The organism is Trichocoleus sp. DQ-A3, from assembly GCF_039961975.1.
GTDB lineage: Bacteria > Cyanobacteriota > Cyanobacteriia > Cyanobacteriales > FACHB-T130 > FACHB-T130.
On record NZ_JAMPKC010000002.1, the window covers coordinates 257787 to 275570 of the forward strand.

The 17784-nt window shown below is 46.7% G+C and carries 12 protein-coding genes and 32 tRNA genes; 42 read left to right on the forward strand and 2 right to left on the reverse strand.

Translation table 11 applies throughout. The features are described 5' to 3' along the window. Positions 1–331: 331 nt before the first annotated feature. Entirely contained in the window at positions 332–1204 is an 873-nt protein-coding gene (locus NDI44_RS04255; protein ID WP_190412517.1) for a hypothetical protein, read from the forward strand. Positions 1205–1361: 157 nt separating this feature from the next. Here the strand turns inward: NDI44_RS04255 and NDI44_RS04260 are convergent, their stop codons facing one another. Next, complete coding sequence (locus NDI44_RS04260; protein ID WP_190412518.1) at positions 1362–1598, reverse strand: hypothetical protein; 237 nt, start codon at positions 1596–1598, stop codon at positions 1362–1364. 463 nt (positions 1599–2061) lie between these two features. On the opposite strand from NDI44_RS04260, the gene NDI44_RS04265 reads away from it, so the two are divergent. Continuing rightward, entirely contained in the window at positions 2062–3294 is a 1233-nt protein-coding gene (locus NDI44_RS04265; protein WP_190412519.1) for a DUF4336 domain-containing protein, read from the forward strand. 11 nt (positions 3295–3305) lie between these two features. After that, positions 3306–3821, forward strand: coding sequence for a dihydrofolate reductase family protein (locus NDI44_RS04270; RefSeq protein ID WP_190412520.1), 516 nt, complete (start codon positions 3306–3308; stop codon positions 3819–3821). A 72-nt stretch (positions 3822–3893) separates the two neighbouring features. On the opposite strand, the gene NDI44_RS04275 is transcribed toward NDI44_RS04270, so the two are convergent. Next, the gene (locus NDI44_RS04275; RefSeq protein ID WP_190412521.1) at positions 3894–5225 is read right to left on the reverse strand and encodes a GTPase; all 1332 of its coding nucleotides are present in this window, start codon (positions 5223–5225) and stop codon (positions 3894–3896) included. 193 nt (positions 5226–5418) lie between these two features. On the opposite strand from NDI44_RS04275, the gene NDI44_RS04280 reads away from it, so the two are divergent. The 39 genes from NDI44_RS04280 (at position 5419) to NDI44_RS04470 (ending at position 17779) form a co-directional block, all read left to right on the forward strand. Next, the gene (locus NDI44_RS04280) at positions 5419–6993 is read left to right on the forward strand and encodes a metallophosphoesterase (RefSeq protein ID WP_190412522.1); all 1575 of its coding nucleotides are present in this window, start codon (positions 5419–5421) and stop codon (positions 6991–6993) included. A 324-nt stretch (positions 6994–7317) separates the two neighbouring features. Beyond that, positions 7318–7518: a hypothetical protein gene (locus tag NDI44_RS04285; protein WP_190412523.1), complete on the forward strand. Its 201-nt coding sequence runs from the start codon at positions 7318–7320 to the stop codon at positions 7516–7518. A gap of 175 nt (positions 7519–7693) precedes the next feature. After that, positions 7694–7767 (forward strand) — tRNA-Asp (locus tag NDI44_RS04290). Positions 7768–7811: 44 nt separating this feature from the next. After that, positions 7812–7884 (forward strand) — tRNA-Glu (locus NDI44_RS04295). 56 nt (positions 7885–7940) lie between these two features. After that, positions 7941–8014: transfer RNA gene (locus NDI44_RS04300), tRNA-Cys, on the forward strand. Between the two features lie 6 nt (positions 8015–8020). Continuing rightward, a tRNA-Lys gene (locus NDI44_RS04305) sits at positions 8021–8093 on the forward strand. Positions 8094–8115: 22 nt separating this feature from the next. Beyond that, positions 8116–8188 (forward strand) — tRNA-Met (locus NDI44_RS04310). Between the two features lie 109 nt (positions 8189–8297). Continuing rightward, a tRNA-Ser gene (locus NDI44_RS04315) sits at positions 8298–8381 on the forward strand. Positions 8382–8393: 12 nt separating this feature from the next. Further along, positions 8394–8476 (forward strand) — tRNA-Tyr (locus NDI44_RS04320). 31 nt (positions 8477–8507) lie between these two features. Further along, positions 8508–8579: transfer RNA gene (locus NDI44_RS04325), tRNA-Trp, on the forward strand. 8 nt (positions 8580–8587) lie between these two features. Next, positions 8588–8662: transfer RNA gene (locus NDI44_RS04330), tRNA-Glu, on the forward strand. 6 nt (positions 8663–8668) lie between these two features. Then, positions 8669–8743 (forward strand) — tRNA-Arg (locus tag NDI44_RS04335). Between the two features lie 7 nt (positions 8744–8750). Then, positions 8751–8836, forward strand: a tRNA-Ser gene (locus tag NDI44_RS04340). Positions 8837–8845: 9 nt separating this feature from the next. Beyond that, positions 8846–8920: transfer RNA gene (locus tag NDI44_RS04345), tRNA-Phe, on the forward strand. Between the two features lie 7 nt (positions 8921–8927). Continuing rightward, positions 8928–8999: transfer RNA gene (locus NDI44_RS04350), tRNA-Asn, on the forward strand. A gap of 8 nt (positions 9000–9007) precedes the next feature. Beyond that, a tRNA-Gln gene (locus NDI44_RS04355) sits at positions 9008–9079 on the forward strand. Between the two features lie 4 nt (positions 9080–9083). After that, positions 9084–9156 (forward strand) — tRNA-Gln (locus NDI44_RS04360). Positions 9157–9186: 30 nt separating this feature from the next. Beyond that, positions 9187–9262 (forward strand) — tRNA-Leu (locus NDI44_RS04365). A gap of 9 nt (positions 9263–9271) precedes the next feature. Continuing rightward, a tRNA-Leu gene (locus tag NDI44_RS04370) sits at positions 9272–9347 on the forward strand. 4 nt (positions 9348–9351) lie between these two features. Continuing rightward, a tRNA-Pro gene (locus tag NDI44_RS04375) sits at positions 9352–9426 on the forward strand. A gap of 117 nt (positions 9427–9543) precedes the next feature. After that, positions 9544–9618 (forward strand) — tRNA-Leu (locus tag NDI44_RS04380). Between the two features lie 92 nt (positions 9619–9710). After that, positions 9711–9782: transfer RNA gene (locus NDI44_RS04385), tRNA-Thr, on the forward strand. A 132-nt stretch (positions 9783–9914) separates the two neighbouring features. Next, positions 9915–9986 (forward strand) — tRNA-Thr (locus NDI44_RS04390). A 181-nt stretch (positions 9987–10167) separates the two neighbouring features. Further along, on the forward strand, positions 10168–11013 hold the full coding sequence (locus NDI44_RS04395) for a TIGR02452 family protein (protein ID WP_190412524.1): 846 nt from the start codon (positions 10168–10170) through the stop codon (positions 11011–11013). Between the two features lie 52 nt (positions 11014–11065). Then, a tRNA-Gly gene (locus tag NDI44_RS04400) sits at positions 11066–11137 on the forward strand. 11 nt (positions 11138–11148) lie between these two features. Further along, positions 11149–11220 (forward strand) — tRNA-Gly (locus NDI44_RS04405). A gap of 5 nt (positions 11221–11225) precedes the next feature. After that, positions 11226–11300: transfer RNA gene (locus NDI44_RS04410), tRNA-Val, on the forward strand. Positions 11301–11309: 9 nt separating this feature from the next. Next, a tRNA-Arg gene (locus NDI44_RS04415) sits at positions 11310–11382 on the forward strand. A gap of 318 nt (positions 11383–11700) precedes the next feature. Further along, positions 11701–11777, forward strand: a tRNA-Ala gene (locus NDI44_RS04420). 6 nt (positions 11778–11783) lie between these two features. Then, positions 11784–11857: transfer RNA gene (locus tag NDI44_RS04425), tRNA-Ala, on the forward strand. Between the two features lie 5 nt (positions 11858–11862). Further along, positions 11863–11936, forward strand: a tRNA-His gene (locus NDI44_RS04430). A gap of 7 nt (positions 11937–11943) precedes the next feature. Then, positions 11944–12029 (forward strand) — tRNA-Ser (locus NDI44_RS04435). 323 nt (positions 12030–12352) lie between these two features. Beyond that, a tRNA-Asn gene (locus NDI44_RS04440) sits at positions 12353–12450 on the forward strand. 165 nt (positions 12451–12615) lie between these two features. Beyond that, positions 12616–12687: transfer RNA gene (locus NDI44_RS04445), tRNA-Asn, on the forward strand. A gap of 12 nt (positions 12688–12699) precedes the next feature. After that, positions 12700–12771, forward strand: a tRNA-Lys gene (locus NDI44_RS04450). A 286-nt stretch (positions 12772–13057) separates the two neighbouring features. Next, positions 13058–13990 (forward strand): hypothetical protein, encoded by a 933-nt coding sequence (locus NDI44_RS04455; RefSeq protein WP_190412525.1) that lies wholly within the window; start codon positions 13058–13060, stop codon positions 13988–13990. A gap of 458 nt (positions 13991–14448) precedes the next feature. Further along, positions 14449–15180, forward strand: coding sequence for an ATP-grasp domain-containing protein (locus NDI44_RS04460; protein ID WP_190412526.1), 732 nt, complete (start codon positions 14449–14451; stop codon positions 15178–15180). Positions 15181–15790: 610 nt separating this feature from the next. Next, positions 15791–16414 carry a hypothetical protein gene (locus NDI44_RS04465; protein ID WP_190412527.1) on the forward strand — a complete coding sequence of 208 codons (624 nt, stop codon included), beginning with the start codon at positions 15791–15793 and terminating at the stop codon, positions 16412–16414. 300 nt (positions 16415–16714) lie between these two features. Beyond that, positions 16715–17779: a tRNA-dihydrouridine synthase family protein gene (locus NDI44_RS04470; RefSeq protein WP_190412528.1), complete on the forward strand. Its 1065-nt coding sequence runs from the start codon at positions 16715–16717 to the stop codon at positions 17777–17779. Positions 17780–17784: the final 5 nt, after the last annotated feature.

Consider the following 17784-nt stretch of genomic DNA (forward strand, 5'->3'; position numbering starts at 1 on the left):
AGAGAAAAGATAGCTTCTTTTTTCAAGCGATCGCATAGGCGGCTGCGCTCAGTCATTCCTGTGCGATGCGATCGCGCCCTTGGCAGAGTTTGGGGGTATCTGTATGTGTAGCCTCACCAAAATGGAAGGGGATTAGCCAAAAAACAGCAAATATCGGTTTCCTTTTTCCGAACTAAAATCCTTGCTCTATAAGGATTTTAGAACTTATCGGGAAAGCATAGGCTTTCTAGCGCTTCGGGAAACACAGTAATTTGAAGTGAAGATACCTATTACTGACCCAAAAGCGTAGTTATCAAGAATGCACTCACTCAATTTTGGAAAAAACTCAAACATGAAAAATTTGACCAAGACAATTGCATTCACGATTTGCTCTCTCTGGCTTGTGAGTTGTGGTAACTCGCTTCCCAATGCTTCTCAGCAAAATCAACCAAATAACGCCCCAGAAACGAAGGCGGATTCTTCTAATAAAACTCAAACAGATACCGAAGTTCAAGCTAATTCTTCTAATAAGACTCAAACAAATACCGAGATTAGCACTAATTCTTCTAATAAAACTCAAACGAATACCCAAGTTAAACGCGATAAAAATAAGCCAATTTCAACCAAGCAGCCAACCATTGGTACCGTCACAAGTATGGTACAAGGCGACCTCAAATGCTACGTCACCCTAGTAGATGAAAACAGAATCGAGAGGAATGTGGGCGCATCATTTGAAGTCTGCGAACAAGAAAAAACTTTCTTAAATAAGAAAGTGCGTAACTCTTATGAAATACTCTCTGTTAATGATTGCGAAAGCATCGAACCTTGCGGCAAAAGCAAAAAAGAATCCCTCATCACTAAAATGGAGATTGTCGAGGATGGAAACTCTCAAGCTCCAACTGACTCACAAACTCTCAGTAATGGTGAGTGGACAATAACGGTTGGTAATGCAAAATCTTGGTCAGGAGTCAATGGAACGGGAAATCTTAGCTACCGTGGTTGTGATGCTAATGGAAAATGCATCAATTTAACTGGAGGTAAAATCACTTGTCGGGATGGAAGTTGCACCACAGGCTGGGCGAATGGGGATTATTTTTACATTCTTGAGACACCAATCAGCAATCCCGATCAGCCAGAAGAATCTGACTCTTCAACAACCTTAACAGTAAAGAAAGGATCTACGGTCATCCTGACAGCTACAGGATTGAAAGCCGTATCTCCCTGAGAATGCCAACACAAAGTCGAGTTACAAAGTATGATTTCTAGCTTGACTTTCAGGGAAAAGAACGAAAGGTAAAAATGCTAGTATGCCAAAGATGTGCCAAAGGCACTCTTGGCATACCAGCATGCCTTGCAGAAGAACAGGATTGTGGGGGCGATTCTTAAATAATCGCGCTGATGATGAGCGCTACTACAAGTGCGTAACAAAAAATAGCTGTAGCGCGATCGCCAATTCTACGTCTAATGAGGAGTGTCTTTCGGGTTTGCCAAAACCAACTAGGTTTTGTGTAGGTGACAAAGACGAGAAAAATGGCTGTAACTAAGTAAATTGGGTTCATCTCAAGCCACACTCCGTTAGCCGTGACATATAGACGCGATCGCTCTTTAAAAAAAACCATCTCAAAGACTTCAACCGTAAAATCCCAAATTCCGGAGTTCTTGTGCAATCGCCCAGAAACCGCGTTCAGCCTTCAATAGCGTGTAGTCGCAATCCTAGCATTTGAGTGGTGAGCTAACCCTTCAGATACCCGACTCCGTAAGAGTTTTCGGGTATCTCGCCTTCAGGAATCATTTAGGGGCGCTAGAGTACAAATAAATTGTTGTTAGTGGCTACTGGCAAGGACGCGAACTGACTCTTTCAGCGCTAGGCTAACGCCTCGCTTCGCTATTTTCATGCCCAAAGAGCTGTACGCGATCGCTGCCAGTCTTCTACCATCCAAAATTTGAAATCTAAAATCTAAAATGGTATAAGCAGGCTGAGTTTTAACAAAAATGTAGTTTATTGTGACAACAATTTGCTACACTCCAACTTCTGAAGTTCAAATAAACACAGATTGAGCGAATGCGGAAGGGGGTCGTGAAGTGGCTGATGATGAACGCACACTAAACGCAGAACAGATTCATCTGAGGGACTTTTCCTGGTCTTTCTGGTTCACTTTGCCTCTCTATCCTTTTGGCAGTCGGCGGACTATTCGCAAAGAAGTTGTTCAGGATACAGTCTGGACTTTTGACCAGCTTCAGGGCATCTTCTACGTTGTCGTGCCGATTCGCATGACAGTCGTTAAGCTAGATGAAGGGGGTTTGCTCGTCTATGCGCCTGTTGCGCCGACTCCTGAGTGTATCCGGCTTGTCAAAGAATTGGTAGCAGAACACGGAGATGTCAAGTACATCATCCTACCCACGATTTCTGGACTAGAACACAAAGTCTTCGTGGGTCCCTTTGCGAGATGTTTTCCGCTTGCACAGGTTTTTGTGGCTCCTTCTCAGTGGAGTTTCCCCCTCAATCTCCCCCTCAGTTGGCTGGGTTTGCCTTCCAAACGCACTCAGGTACTTCCACAAGACAGCAGCACTACCCCCTTTGCCAACCAGTTTGACTACGCGATACTAGGTCCCATCTACCTGGGACCGGGTAAGTTCGCGGAAGTTGCATTTTTTCATGCGCGATCGCGCACGCTACTTGTAACCGACTCGGTAATTTCCATACCAGAAGATCCGCCGGCAATTGTCCAATTAGACCCCTATCCTTTGCTGTTCCATGCCAAGGAGCAAGCGTCTGATATCGTTGCCAACACTCAGGCAAATCGCCGGAAGGGATGGCAGCGCATCTCCCTATTTACTTTGTATTTCCAACCAGGCGTGCTAGAAGTACCGAAATGGGGTGAAGTGTTTCGCAATGCTCTCAAAGCACCGGAACGTTCTAAGAAAGCTTATTTCGGTTTGTTTCCCTTTAGATGGAAGCCAGATTGGAAGCGGTCGTTCGATGCGCTGCGAGGAGATGGTCGTCTGTTTGTGGCACCAATTCTACAAACTTTGATTCTCAACCGCGCACCGAAAGAAACTATCGAATGGGCAGATAAGGTAGCAAGTTGGGACTTTCAGCGAATTATTCCCTGCCATTTTGACTCGCCAATTCAAGCAGAACCGCATCAGTTTCGACAAGCATTCTCCTTCCTAGAAAAGCGCCCTTCTCAAAGTGCAGGATTGTTCACCAGTAGCACTTATCCCTTGCCAGAGCAAGATTTTCAGTTACTAAAGGTACTGGATAAAGGTTTGAATAAGCTTGGCATCGTACCACCAGCAAAGGAAAAGGTATAGGAAAAAGAGCAATGCGTAAAGTTATCCTGTTCATTGCATCCAGTTTAGACGGTTATATTGCGCGGCAGTCTGGCGACATTGATTGGTTATTTACAGACCAAGATTACGGCTATTCAGAATTCTTCGCCAGTGTTGATACTCTTCTGATGGGTAGGAAAACTTACGAGCAAGTGCTGACTTTCGGTGAGTATCCTTACAAAGGTGTAAAAAGCTATGTGTTTACAAAAAATCCTCTCTTTCCAGCAGATAGCAATGCTGAAGTTATCAGGGAAGACATCACGGAATTTGTAGAGCAATTGCGTCAGGTAGATGGAAAGAATATTTGGTTAGTTGGCGGATCTCAACTGACTCATGCCTTGATGAGTCAGAACCTAGTAGATGAGCTAATTCTTTCAATACATCCAACGATATTGGGTGAAGGAATTCCATTATTTGATAATGGAACAATTTCTCAATCTTTGAATCTTACTAAATGTCAAACTTATGATTCTGGTCTTGTGCAACTGTCTTATGATGTAGTGCATTAAAGTGAGTAAATGGCAATCGCGATCGATGCGCTGTTTCAATTCTTGCTGCAATGCAAATTGGCACAGGTTTTCTCAATGCTTGATTCCTTTAAATCGTTCTTGCGCTGTTTTAAACGCTTCTTGCATCACAGACTGAATTTTCTGCGGATCGGGCTTTTTACCTCCCATTAAGTCACCGAAATAGACGCAGGCACCTTCGCCCAATGACCAGGTGTAGGCAGCTGCCCAGGAAGCAGCGATCGCGCTCCCAAAACCCGGTAAGAATTTAATTAACTCCCGTCCGATTGCCCTTGCTAGGAAACCGCTGGCGATCGCGCTAACGACCCCCCCCGCCTGCGATGGACTCAGGGTTTGCCCGTACAATTTTCCTAACAGACCGACCATTGAGACTTGCAAGGCAGTTAGGACAGGCATGGTGGCAAATGGCAACGGTACCGCCTCGATCGCGGCTGCCATGATAGAAAATGCCAACATATAACGGCGTCCAACATCTCGGTAGAGGTTGCCAATTTGTTCGCTAGCGCCCTTATCTAATAATTGATAAATCGCCCGCGCTTCCGCTTCTGGTAGGAGGTCTGCCAAGGTATCTCGCAGCGCCTCTAAGCCATAAAATACCGGCGTGTAACCATCTTCTTCCAGGGTGAAGTCAATCATAACGGAGCGATCGCACACTCCGGCAAACGCTTGTTGAATGGCACCGAAAGCTCGGTTAACCTCCTCATAATCGGGTGGATAAGCGGGATGATCGTTAGTACCGGGAGGATAAACCTCATGCAAGCAGGTGACAGCTAGCAGACAGGGAATATCTGGATACTGCTGACGCAGCTGAGTCGTAATCTGTCGCAGTGTGTCGGTTGCAAAATCATTGATTTTGACTGTCAGAATAAGAATTCGGGCAGAACGACTCTCCTGTTCCAAATCGCCAACCAATTCTTTAACGATCGCCTGAGTGTCCTGATTTACATCTCCTAGCCCGACCGTATCTGTAAAAATGAGTAACGGCACATCGCTCGAAGGATAAGCATACCGTTCCGTGTGTTGCGTGTGAGGGCGAAATCCCTGACCGACAATCTCAGCAGAAACGCCTGTCAGCCCCCGCACAATCGAACTTTTCCCCGCTTGAGGTTTCCCAATCAAAAGGGCTTCTGTCGTGGGGAGTTCAGCTCGAACCGTCTCCAAAATCTCTGCAACCCGGTCTTCGCTGACACTAAACCACCCAACAGTCTTTTGTGCCACTTGTTCTACAGGTAGCAGTTGCCTCAAGCGTGCGGTTGCGTCGTTCCAAACACCCGCAATGCGGTTTTTGGGAGAATCATTGACCGACTCAGTCGTCACAGCATCCTTTGGTTCGCTAGGTTGCTGAGAATCCATTGACGACGAATCAGCATCACGTTGCTCAGTCATAGAGATTAAAACGGCGGATAGATTCAGATTACATCGTGTCTATCTTCTAGACTACAAGCAAGCTACTCGTCGCTCTCGCCGATCGGAAAACTAATATAAACCGATAGAAGCCTTCTGCGGACGCAGGCAGGTACAATCAGCATGCAGTGGGACGAGCAACGAGGGCACAGAGAAATCTGGGAGTAAAGCAGCTATGCAATTTGTATCCGATCCACCGATCTCGGTCAAAATCCGTAAGATGAACGAACGAGTGCGATGGCTTGCACCGAGTCTTGTGGAACGAGGAATCGATCAAACCCGGATGGTTTTAGACGATGGCGCTTCTGACACTCCGGAGTTCTCATTTTTAGTCGTGGGGGATAGTGGCTCCGGCTCCTATCGAGGATACAACCCCCAACGACAAATCGCAGAACTCATGCTTGCCCACCGCGAACAGAGCCGTTTCGTGTTGCACACCGGCGACGTGATCTATCTGGTTGGCTCCAGCGAATACTACCTAAAAAACTTTATTTCTCCCTACCGAGAGTTTTTGGTAGGAGGCGATCGCCCGGAACGCATTGCCTACGATCAAATGGTCTTCAATATGCCGTTCTTGCCGGTGCCAGGGAACCACGATTACTATGACCTACCCTTTATCTATGGTTTAATCGCCCAGGCTTCGCTGCCCTTACGCCGCCTGCTGCGCTCTCAGTTAGACTTGGACATTGGCTGGCACGGTTCGGGTCAAGGGAATGCCTATGCACGAGCGTTTCTTGACTACCTCAAAGCGTTCAATAGCGAGAGCGAATTGGCTCGTCATCTAGATCGTCATTACACTGCCAAGACGGATACAGGTCGCTGTCTTTCTTATCAACCGGGACGCTTCACCCGCTTACCTAACCGCTATTACACGTTTCGCAGCGGTGGAATTGATTTCTTTGCACTCGATTCAAATACTTTCAATGCGCCAATCCCCCTGCCAACGACTCAAGAGGGGGACGACTACCGTAGCGAATTAGAAAATCGTCGGTCTGACTTGGAACGGCAGAAACTTCAAATCATGGAAGCCTCAGCTCTACTGAGTTCCGGGCGACCTGAAGAGGCTGAACAGCTGGATGACAATCAAGCCAAGCTAGAGCAAATCGACGAACTGTTGATTGACATCAACAAGCAACTGGCAGCGGACGAAACAACAGTCACTGACGTTGAGCAGCTGGACTGGCTGCGGCAAAGGCTGATCGAATCTTGGAATACTGCCGAGGTGCGCGGGCGGGTCATTTATTTCCACCATCCCCCCTACGTCACGGAGGCGACGAAGTGGCACCAGGCGCAAACTTTAGCGGTTCGCCACCGCCTCCGCCGGGTGTTGGATGCGGTGAAGCAAGCAGTCGGAAACCAGGCGGAGGGGCGTCCGCTGGTCGATCTGATTCTAAACGGTCACGCTCACTGCCTGGAATATCTCCAAACTGGCGATACCGGATACGGGGACTCCAATATCAATTGGATTGTTTGTGGTGGCAGCGGTCACAGTCTCCGCCGTCAGCGGTCTGAGGGAGCGGAATTGACGGAGAATTTTGGGGGTATCAAGGGCGATGATACTCGGTTGGTGGCAAAATCGCTGCTTTTTGTCGGTCGTCACGGTCAGGGGTTGCAGAAGCGACGACCTTACTCATTTTTGCGAATTGATGTCTTTGACGGTTGCCCCCCGAAGTTCAAAGTCCGACCGTTTATCGCAGAGCGATCGCGGCGAGAGTGGAGTAATAGCGAGATTGAAGCGTTTTCAATCTAAGTTTTTGTAGGATAAGCGATCGCTCTAGGGTCAGTGACCCTCGATTTTGTCTTGCGTCAGTGCTATCTGCCAGGGAACCATCCACCAGGGGATGAGCGATCGCACATCCCATACTACAGCCTGCAATTCCTTATATATATAGATGGCTTGGCAAAATGTCAGGCATAAAACTTAAGCTCAGTCAGGAGTTTGGGTAGGTTTCCTGCATCCTTGCAAAATTCCCAAAATATTTTTCCCCAACCCCTTGACACTCTTTGTAGTATTTATGTAGTATAAATATATTGAAAGAGGGGAAGAGACAAAAACCTCTAACCCAAAAAAGTCATGATGTTACTTTACATCCAACGAATCAATAAAGGCTGGCATCCGCCAGAATCCTTTGAGGTGCAGCATCAGCCTACTTCCCAAAAATCTGAAGTAGATACTGAACAAGCGGATAATACACACCTCACTCAAACCAAAACTGCTGAATCTAGGCGTAATACCCAACAGGTTTATTACCTAGAAAGGCGATTATTTCTGTAAATATTTTCCATCTTTTTCTGAACCTTGAAAACTGAATAAGAAATCACCTATTTAACGATTGATACTGTGCATTTTTAATTAAGCACAGACATCTCAAGTGGGGGAATAGCCTAGCAAGCAATGCCCCCCACAGCCCGGAGATGTAACACGTTTGTAGCAAGATTGCTGAATTGATGAGGCTGTAACTCAGTTGCGTAGAGTGCTTGTCTGTCGAACAAGATGTCGCGGGTTCAAGTCCCGTCAGCCTCGTTCAGCAAATAGAGATAAAAATCCTTAATCTCATCTCGCTACAAGGTCCCATCGTCTAAGCGGCTAGGACACAGTGCTTTCAATACTGGAATACGGGTTCAAACCCCGTTGGGACTATGGGGCGATTTAGTATCTGTTTCTTCTTGCAGATTATAAATTGCCCAAATCGTCGAGGTCGAGTAGCCAAGTGGCTTAAGGCGTCTCTCTGCAAAAGAGAAATTCGTGGGTTCAAATCCCACCTCGACCTCTCAAAGGGAGTATAGCTCAATTGGCAGAGCAGGCGGCTCTTAACCGTATGGTTGCAGGTTCGAGTCCTGCTACTCCCACTGCCCTCAAGACTGCAATCGAGGGAGTATAGCTCAGGTGGTAGAGCAGCCTTCTCATAAGAGGCTCGTCGTAGGTTCAAGTCCTACTACTCCTACTCAAGCTCAAAGCCTCATCGTTTAGCGGTTTAGGACATCGCCCCCTCAAGGCAAGTACAAGGGTACCCTTCGAGAAGGCTTCGCCTACAAATCCCTTTGGGGCTATCTGGAGAGGTGGCTGAATGGTAAAAGCGCTTTTCTGCTAAAGAAGTTTGGGGCAACCCATTGCAGGTTCGAGTCCTGTCCTCTCCGCCTTTTTCATTTGGGTCGGCTCGCCTATTAGCGTGGGCAGTGGTCTGTAAAACCGCCGCTTTTATGCATTGCAGGTGCGAATCCTGCCCGACTCATTGGACTTTAGATTCAAAGTTCAAATCGTATGTGGGGATGGTGTAATTGGCAACATCTCGGTCTCCAAAACCGATGATCTGAGTTCAAATCTCAGTCCCCTCGCCTTTCATAGTGCTGTAGGCAAATGGCTTAAGCCACTTGAATTTCAATCAAGCGAATTGCGGGTTCAAATCTCGTCAGCACTACTTAATGAGAGCGTAGTTTAACTGGATAAAACCTCGGTCTACGAAACCGATGACGTGGGGGTTCGATTCCCTCCGCTCTCGTCAACTTGGAGAGGTGGTCGAGTGGCTTAAGGCGCAGACTTGGAAAGTCTGATTAGGTTTTACCTAACGCAGGTTCAAATCCTGTCCTCTCCGTTGAAACTTCCCCCGGTAGCTCAGTTGGTAGTTAGCGCCTGTTTGAAGCACAGGAGGTCGTCAGTTCGATTCTGACCTGGGGGGCTGTCATTGCCTTGTAGCTCAGTGGAAGAGCAGTCGCCTGTTAAGCGAACGGTCGTAGGTTCAATCCCTACTAGGGCAGCCTTTCATTGCCGAGTGGACGAATAGCAAGTCGCATAACTCTGAATTATGAAGTTGTAGGTGCGAATCCTACCTCGGCATTTATTGGGGAGTCGCCTAATGGCATGGCACCGCTCTTTGAAAGCGGAAAAATGCAGGTTCAAGCCCTGCCTCCCCAGTTCTGCCCCTGAGAGGGCAGCTTTCATCACGCTCCTGTAGCCCAATTGGAAGTAGGCGGCTGTCTCAAAAACAGTCTATGTGTGAGTTCGAGTCTCACCGGGAGCATCAAAACTCGCTCCTGTAGCCCAATTGGAAGTAGGCGGCTGTCTTAAAAACAGTCTATGTGTGGGTTCAAATCCCACCAGGAGCATTAACGGGGTGTGGCGCAGCTTGGCTAGCGCGGCAGCTTTGGGAGCTGAAGGTCGCAGGTTCAAATCCTGCCACCCCGATTTACCCCTGTGATGCAACAGGTAGACATACTTTGTTGAGTGCAAAGTTTATGCTGGTTCGATCCCAGCCAGGGGTATTGGGTGTTAAAGCCCGAATACGAATAGACCAATCATTTTGCCCCTGTAGCCCAATTGGCACGAGGCGCTTCGCTTAGAACGAAGAGGTTGCTGGTTCAAGTCCAGTCAGGGGCATTGGTGCGATGCGGGTGAAGTAGCCAGGGTAGGCTTGGAGGTCTCATAAGCCTCTTATCAGCAGGTTCAACTCCTGCCCCCGCCACCAAATTGCAGGCGTGGTGCAATGGCAAGCATAGAAGTTTCGTAATCTTCTGATGCGAGTTCGACTCTCGCCGCCTGCTTCAAGCAGATGTGGCGTAACCGGAAACATAAGGGCATGGTAAGCCCTTGATGTGTGTACCCTAGCCTTCGGTAACGGCTAACGCCGAACGGGAACGCTGACGCGAACAACCCCCGCCGTCTGCTTTCTGATTGCAGGTGTGGTGTTAATGGCAACACAGCAGCCTTGTAAACTGCCTATGCGAGTTCGAGTCTCGCCATCTGCTTGGGTGTGGCTATGCTAACAGTCTATTTTTTGAGTTTAAAGAGGAGGGAAATATGACAACGATGACGGTTACAGATGCTTTAGCTCACTTCTTCTCTATATCTTGTTGAACTGAATGGCATGGCTAAAATGCAGAGGCTAATCGTCTGTTAATTTTGTGCTAACGAATTAGAGCAGAAATCATGAGGCGGATTGCGATCGCTCAAGACACGCTAGAAATTCTCGAAGCAGGCTACTACTACTCCCCTGAAGGTAAACAGGTCGATATTGGTCAAGGATTGGTATCCTGTCTTGCTCAGACAAAATACTACGAACCCGATACCCTCTCAACTATCAAACAAGACGTTCTCTCTAGCTCTCCTCAATTCTCAAATATAGAATTTGAGGTTAGGAATGAGACAACTCTTATGGGAGCAGAACGCATAACGCGATCGCAAAACTTTCAAAAAATTGCCGTTCTCAATTTTGCTTCTGCCAAAAACCCTGGAGGTGGGTTTCTCAAAGGCGCTCAAGCCCAAGAAGAGAGTCTGGCGCGTAGTTCGGCACTTTATAAAAGCCTGTCAAAATGCCCCGAATACTACGATTTCCATCGTTCTCAGCGATCGCTCCTATACTCCGATCGCATCATCTACTCACCCGGTTGTCCAATCTTCCGAAAAGATGATGGAACTCTTTTAGAGAAACCTTTTCTGGTTGATTTCATAACAAGTCCAGCTCCTAATGCTGGTGCCATTTGGAGAAACCAACCCAAGGATGCTGAAAAAATACCCGAAGTTCTGTATAGTCGCGGTGCAAAATTGTTGAGCTTAGCTGTTTACTATGGATGCGATGCTCTAGTTTTAGGGGCTTGGGGATGTGGAGTATTTAAAAATGACCCGTCAATGGTTGCCCAAATGTTTGCAGATTTCTTATTACCCAAGGGTCAATTTTGGGGGAGATTCAAAAGCGTTCTATTTTCTGTACTTGACTCTTCTAAAGAAAGCAGAATATTTGGAGAATTTCAAAGTCGATTTTCATCAGAAAAATAGGATTCCCTCACAACTAGAATCAACGCCTCAAGCAGTTTCAGATTTTAGATATGCGGATATGGTGCAATGGCTAGCACATTAGCCTTCCAAGCTTATGATACGGGTTCGAGTCCCGTTGTCCGCTCTGTTAAATATGCGGGTGTGATGTAGCGGCTAGCATCTGAGTGCGCCACACTCAGCGCATGGGTTCGAGTCCCATCACTCGCTTTCGTAGTCCTGTAGCTCAATGGTGGAGCGTTTGCCTTACAAGCAAGGGGTTGCGGGTTCAAATCCTGCCAGGACTACCAATTTAGATTGCCTCCATAGCTCAGGGGAAAGAGCAGCACTCTTCTAAAGTGATTGTCCTAGGTTCAAATCCTAGTGGAGGCGCTGGTTTAACGCTTCTTAATTTAAGGAGGTGAATTAAGTTGGTTTGTTGATATTTTGCAATTACGGCGATCGCATCTTGCGTGACCCAATTTTTAGAGCCTACATACTTTAGTACGAGAGGAAAAGTAACGCTGTTCAAACACAGCGGGCGTTTGAGAACGAGGAGTGCGAAGAACCCGGCAGGTTTGCTTCAAGGTAGCCATCCTTTAAAGAGTGTGTAACAACTCATCGGCGGAGTCCCTCTAGTAACTGAGAAAACGCAAAATGCTCTGATAACTTGCACGCGAGAATGCGATCGCATTCAACAACACAAAACACGGGTCTGTAGCTCAATTGGTAGAGCATCTACCTTGCAAGTAGAAAGATGTCAGTTCGATTCTGACCAGTATCCACCAAATTTAGGGGTCATAGCTCAAAAGGCACGAGCGCTTGCTTTGCACGCAAGAGGTTAGGAGTTCGATTCTCCTTGACTCCATCATGGTGTCTGAAGCCAAAGCGGTAGCGGCGCTGGTTTGTGGAACCAGTCATAGCGGGTTCGATTCCCGTCAGACACCCCTGAATGGAAGCTGCTGCCGAGAGGACGGCAACCTGTCTCGAACACAGGAGTGCAGTGAATAACTGTAGGGGTTCGACTCCTCCAGCTTCCGTTATTCAACTCGGAAGATGCCGCCGAATGGACGGCAAGCGGCCTTGAAAACCGTGGTACGGCAGTGATGTCGTAGGGGTTCGATTCCTCCATCTTCCTTTGTCCACTGGAGGCTGAAAAGCGAAGCACCGTGCTGATAACGCGGCTATAGAAGGGGCAGTACCTTCCCAGTGGATTTCCCTCTGCCAACGGAATAGGATCTGGTGCTACGAACGCCGGACTTGATGGTTCGACTCCATCCAGAGGGGTTTCCCTTGCCTGCGGGATGCAGACCTAGCCCTCCGAAGGCTGGCGACCAAGTTCGACTCTTGGGCGAGGGGTTATTCCGGGATAGCTCAATAGCAGAGTTCGCGGCTGTTAACCGCGTTGTTGTAGGTACTCTCCCTTGAAGGCTGTGCCTACAAGTCCTACTCCCGGAGCCAATTTTCACCCGTGTCCTAACAGACAAAGCATACACACTCGGCTGTTAACCGACAAAACCAAATGCTTTTTCGACTTGCACGGGATAAAACTTCCCTTACCTGCTGGATGCAGACTTATTCCTCCTAAGAATGGTAGCCAAGTTCGACTCTTGGGTAAGGGGTTAATGCCAGATAGCTCAATGGCGGAGCAAGCGGCTGTTAACCGCAAGGTTGTGGGTTCGACCCCCACTCTGGCAGTTTCATTTGTGCGGGTGGTTGGCATATCGGCTGTGCAGCTGGCTTTTAACCAGCACCAGATAGGTTCAACTCCTATACCACCCATTATTTCCACTGGAGACCGAAAAGCGAGGTGCAATGCTTACAACATTGCTGTAGGAGGGGCAGTACCTCCCCGGTGGACTGATTAATGAAATTTTGACTGTTGAGTTTTAGGTTCAAGACGGCTGACACAGGTTTCTCAAGACTGCTAATTATCCATTAGTTACGCTACTACTCTAGTCAGGGTATCCTTTGGGGAGGGCAACTTACAGATAAGTGTGTTAAACCGTTCGATGCGGTTCAATAGATAATTAGCGTATCAAAAAAAAATCAGAAAAATTATTAAGTAATGCTGAAACTGAATTTGCTGCAAAATGGCTATCACAGCCTTTATCACGCAGTTGAACATTTAGAGTTAGCGGAGCAATCTGTTGATTTTGGCAAAGAATATGACGAAGATGGTTTTGTCTCATGGAGAGATGAGAAAGGCTGTCTAAAATCTTGGGGAGGAGAGCTTTTTACTAAGCCTCCAAATACTTATCACTACAAGTTTGCAATCTTGCATCTCATACAAGCACTTGAACTGATTATTAAGGGATACATATATCAGCAGAATCCTAATGATGTCTTCCGAAATAAATCCAGAACCTACACTATTGGGCTGCCAGATGCCCTAAACAAGCTCATAGCTCTCGAACCATCACTTCTTTCACCACAACAAGTAGCTCTAATCCAGCAGGCAAAAGATATACGTAATGCAATTGAGCATTATATGTTTAGCTTTAGATTGGAGGAAGCGCGTGCTGTTTCTCTAGATTTCCTATCCCTGTGTAATTACTTAACCTATCGACTTTTTGGTGTGACGCTCACCGAAGAATGGAGTTGGGAACCTTGGACAAATGATTTTGATCCAATTGTGGAGACTTTAGGTGGTTTACTTGCTGAACTTGGTTCAGCAGGCACAGAGTCAAAGGAGGAAGTTGCTAAACTTTGGTCTTCCCGCAATGCAAAAGACACTATTTACCTATGTATGAATTGTGGAACCCGTAGTGCATCGATTTTACAAGGTACCTGTGTTGTCTGTGGCGAAGTCACTGATGAAGAAGTGGGTAACTTAATAGATGAGCTGGAAGAAATTTCCACTCATATAAACCAACTGCGTGAAATAAGTATTAAACTCCGAGAAAAAGGTATTGAGCTGCCTTCTGAGATGAGTCAATTATTAGATGGTAATGGTGAAGCATTCTTAAACGAAGATGAAGATGAGGAGGAGTACACCTAACACTTTGCTGTATTGGACAGCTAGTGTCGTCCTAGTTTCCATTACTAGATGATAAGGAGGTTAGGTTTTGGATGTTACACAAATGCTGAAAAATGCAGAAAATTCATTATGGGACTTCATAAATAATGTGCTGCAACAGAAGTGCGATCGCTCATCGTCATAGCTTGAGTTAATGCAAGGAAACCCAACCTATACTTCTGCTTTGCATATACGCCAAGATGAATTTTGCTCTTAGCATTCCAAGGATGCGATCGCTATCAGCTTGTCATGTGGGATAGAAAGATGGCAGTAATCGTATTTATGGATATGTGCTGAGGACGCTACTTCATTACATGAAGCACTGGAAGCCAAGAAGTGAGGCACTGTGCTGATAAGGCAGAGGTAGGAGGGGCAGTACCTCCCCGGTGGCTTGCTTATAATTAGAAATTGCCTGCTAGCATTTAAAGACTTTGTAACTGATGCCAACTCTGATTTTGACTCCACGCTACACTGACGATTCTCAGGCTTTATGGCGTGCAGCTAATCGTCTGGGTTGGCGAGTCGAGCGACTAATGAACTGGTGGCTACCTGATGAATTAAAACTTGTACCCGAACCAGTCTTGTATGTGGAAGCATTGATGACAGAGATGATAGCGGAGCAACTTGGACTTCACTTACTTGACGCACCAGATGATTGGCTACCCAATTTACCTGAAGAATATCGGAAGCGTTGGGTTTATCTCAGTACCCTCGGTGAAGCACGGAGCATAGAAAAAGCAGCTTTTATCAAACCGCCAAACGACAAAAGTTTCCCTGCCCGCGTTTATCAAGGTAAGGAATTGCCAAGCGATTATCCCGATGAGATGCCAGTGCTAATAGCGGAAATTGTGGAGTGGAAAAAGGAGTTTCGTTGTTTTATTTTGAATCGCTCTCTGAAAACATTCTCAGTCTATCTCCGCGATGGAGAGTTACAGCGAGAGAATGATTTTGTACATACTGAAGAGGAAGAGTGCGAGGTTCGGGAGTTCATCGAAACTCTACTATCAGATGAACAGGTAGAGATTATTCAGGCATCAGTAATTGACGTAGGTATGATTCAAGGAAGAGGATGGGCAGTTGTTGAACAAAATGCAGCCTGGGGAGCAGGTTTGTATGGTTGCGATCCCATTGAGGTTTTAGAAGTGCTACGGTATGCTGTTGTTGCTGCATAACATATAGTTAGGCTGCAAGTATCACGGTATTTGTACGATGAGCAGTCAGGAAATCAACTAATAAGTTAGGTAGCGGAGCGAAGGAAGGTTCACTTAGAAAATCGAATGCTCTAAAGACGTTCATCGGTTCCGGTTTCCCTTCCCCATAAGCGTGTTAAACCTCTTCGTGCAGTTGAATAAATAGTTATACCGTTAAGCTATTGGTGAGGATAATACTTGAGAATCCTATACCAGAACACAGCATCAGGCTATTCCCTTATTTATGGATAGCATCGCCACTCTCCTTTTAGTGCAATCAAGTCACCTCGTAGACTAGATTGAGTTATAAAACCAGCAATCCCCGGCTTTTGAATGCCTAACAAACGCTTAGACTAGATGGACGTGGGATATCTGATGCTCTTTGAGTTGCGAGAAGCGACAACAGTTTCTCAACAAACACGCGATCGCGCCCACATGATTCAATCTTTATGATGACTGTTTTCTGACACCTCAGCGGCGTTACCGTTTGGACACTTCATTTCGGAAAAGGGGCGGACAGGTTAATTGTTCCATTTTGCTCAGGAAAGCATTCCTTTTTGAGCAACACCTATAATCAATCATGAGTAAAAAAATGATGTTGCAACCTTTTGTAAGTTTTCTAAAACTGAGTCTTGTCTGCTTAGTTAGCTCCGCTGTCTTAGAGCCAGCGCAATCCTACGCCCAGTCAGCAGGTTCACTGTCAACCCCTGATGCTACTTTTAAAGGTGTTTTGCAGCAATCAGATGCAGTTCCTTCACAAACAAATGCACCGCTGAAAGCTCAGGTCAATCCCGAACCAGAATCTCGTCCCCGACGCAGCTATATCGGTCTTGGAGGTGCTATCGGACTAGCGGGTGATACGACTGCCCTAGGAACGGGAGGTCTAGCGATTCTGACCAAGGTCGGATTTACGGAGAACCTGTCTTTGCACGATGCCACAATCATATTTGGCGATCGCACTGCAACTTCGATGATTGCCCTGACTGGTGAGTTTCCCATTCGCGGTGCATCTGGACAAACTATTATCTCCCCTTTCCTTGGTGGAGGAGTCATGCTCAGGATTGCCGATGGTCTGAATATCAGTCCACTTATTTCTGGCGGCGTTGATGTTCCGTTATCAAGAGACTTAACGGGCACGGTACGGGCAAATGCAGGCTTCCCCGCTAATCGCAATGCTGATGTCGGACTTTTAATTGGAGTTGGTTATAATTTTTGAGTAACTGGCGTTAATTAGAATGAATTGATTAATTGGTGTTGAATAATTTTAGAATAAAAGATAGTTGTTTCTATTAACAAATCTTCGTCATTTTAAAAGGTACAGGCAGGAACCATTACCTATTGAAATGACATCTTTTTAAAGCTAAAATAATAAGTCGCTGTATGGGACGATCTGAAAAGGATGATTATCTAAATCCAAGTTGGGATTCTACAAGCTTTCAAGCTTTTTAGTCCGAGTGACAAGAAGTTTGTCAAACGCAACAAATAATTTTTTATCCAACATCAACCGACCGCGCAAATGTCACAATCCGCTCTCCTTCCTCCTCCTATGTATCCGGGACTGAAATTAACGGCGCTTGCTCCCATGCAGGATGTGACGGATCTGCTGTTCATGAGCGCGATCGCGAACTATGGCAGTCCTGATTATTTCTTTACTGAGTATTTTCGCGTCCACACGAGTTCGGGTTTAGATAAAAATATCCTCAGATCAATTACAGAGAACTCCACCGGACGTCCCATCTTTGCTCAGCTCATTGGTGAGAGCGTTTCCGATCTGGTACGCATTGCGAAAGAACTCAGCCGCTATCCAGTCGCGGGTATCGACCTGAATATGGGATGTCCTGCACCAAGAATTTATCGCAAAAACGTGGGTGGAGGATTGTTACGCGATCCCGAAAAGATTAGCCAAATCCTTGGCGAGTTGAGGGGGGCAGTCGATGGGCTTTTGACGGTCAAAATGCGAATTGGCTTTGAAGATACCGCTAATTTCGATCGTATCCTCGACTTGATTAATTTGCACAAAATTGATTTGCTGAGCTTGCACGGTCGTACTGTTAAGGAGATGTATTATGGCAACGTGCATTACGATCTGATTGCCCATGCCGTACAACGGGTTAATTGCCCAGTTTTAGCCAACGGGAACGTGACATCTGCGGTAACAGCAGCAGCGGTTCTGGAGACGACAGGAGCCGCCGGGGTGATGGTTGGTCGCGCTGCGATCCGAAACCCCTGGATTTTTAAGCAAATTCGCCAATACCTGAGCGGTCAACCTGTTTCTATCGTAACGCTGGGTGAAGTTCGCGGTTACATTGAGCTACTGCGCCGAACGATGACAGCATGGACGGTACCGGAGAAAGCGCGGGTTAGTTATATGAAGATGTATCTAAATTACATCGGTCAGAGTGTGGATGCCGCCGGATCTTTTTTAAAAGATATGCGCTTATCCCAGACTGAAGCGGAACTATTTGGAGTGTGCGATCGCTATTTATTAAGCAACCCCGACCAAGAATTTGCTTCGGAGCCATATCCTAGACTTCTGGCTCGTCCTAGCTGCGAGAGTGCCCGTGAATTGATCGCAAACTGAAAATA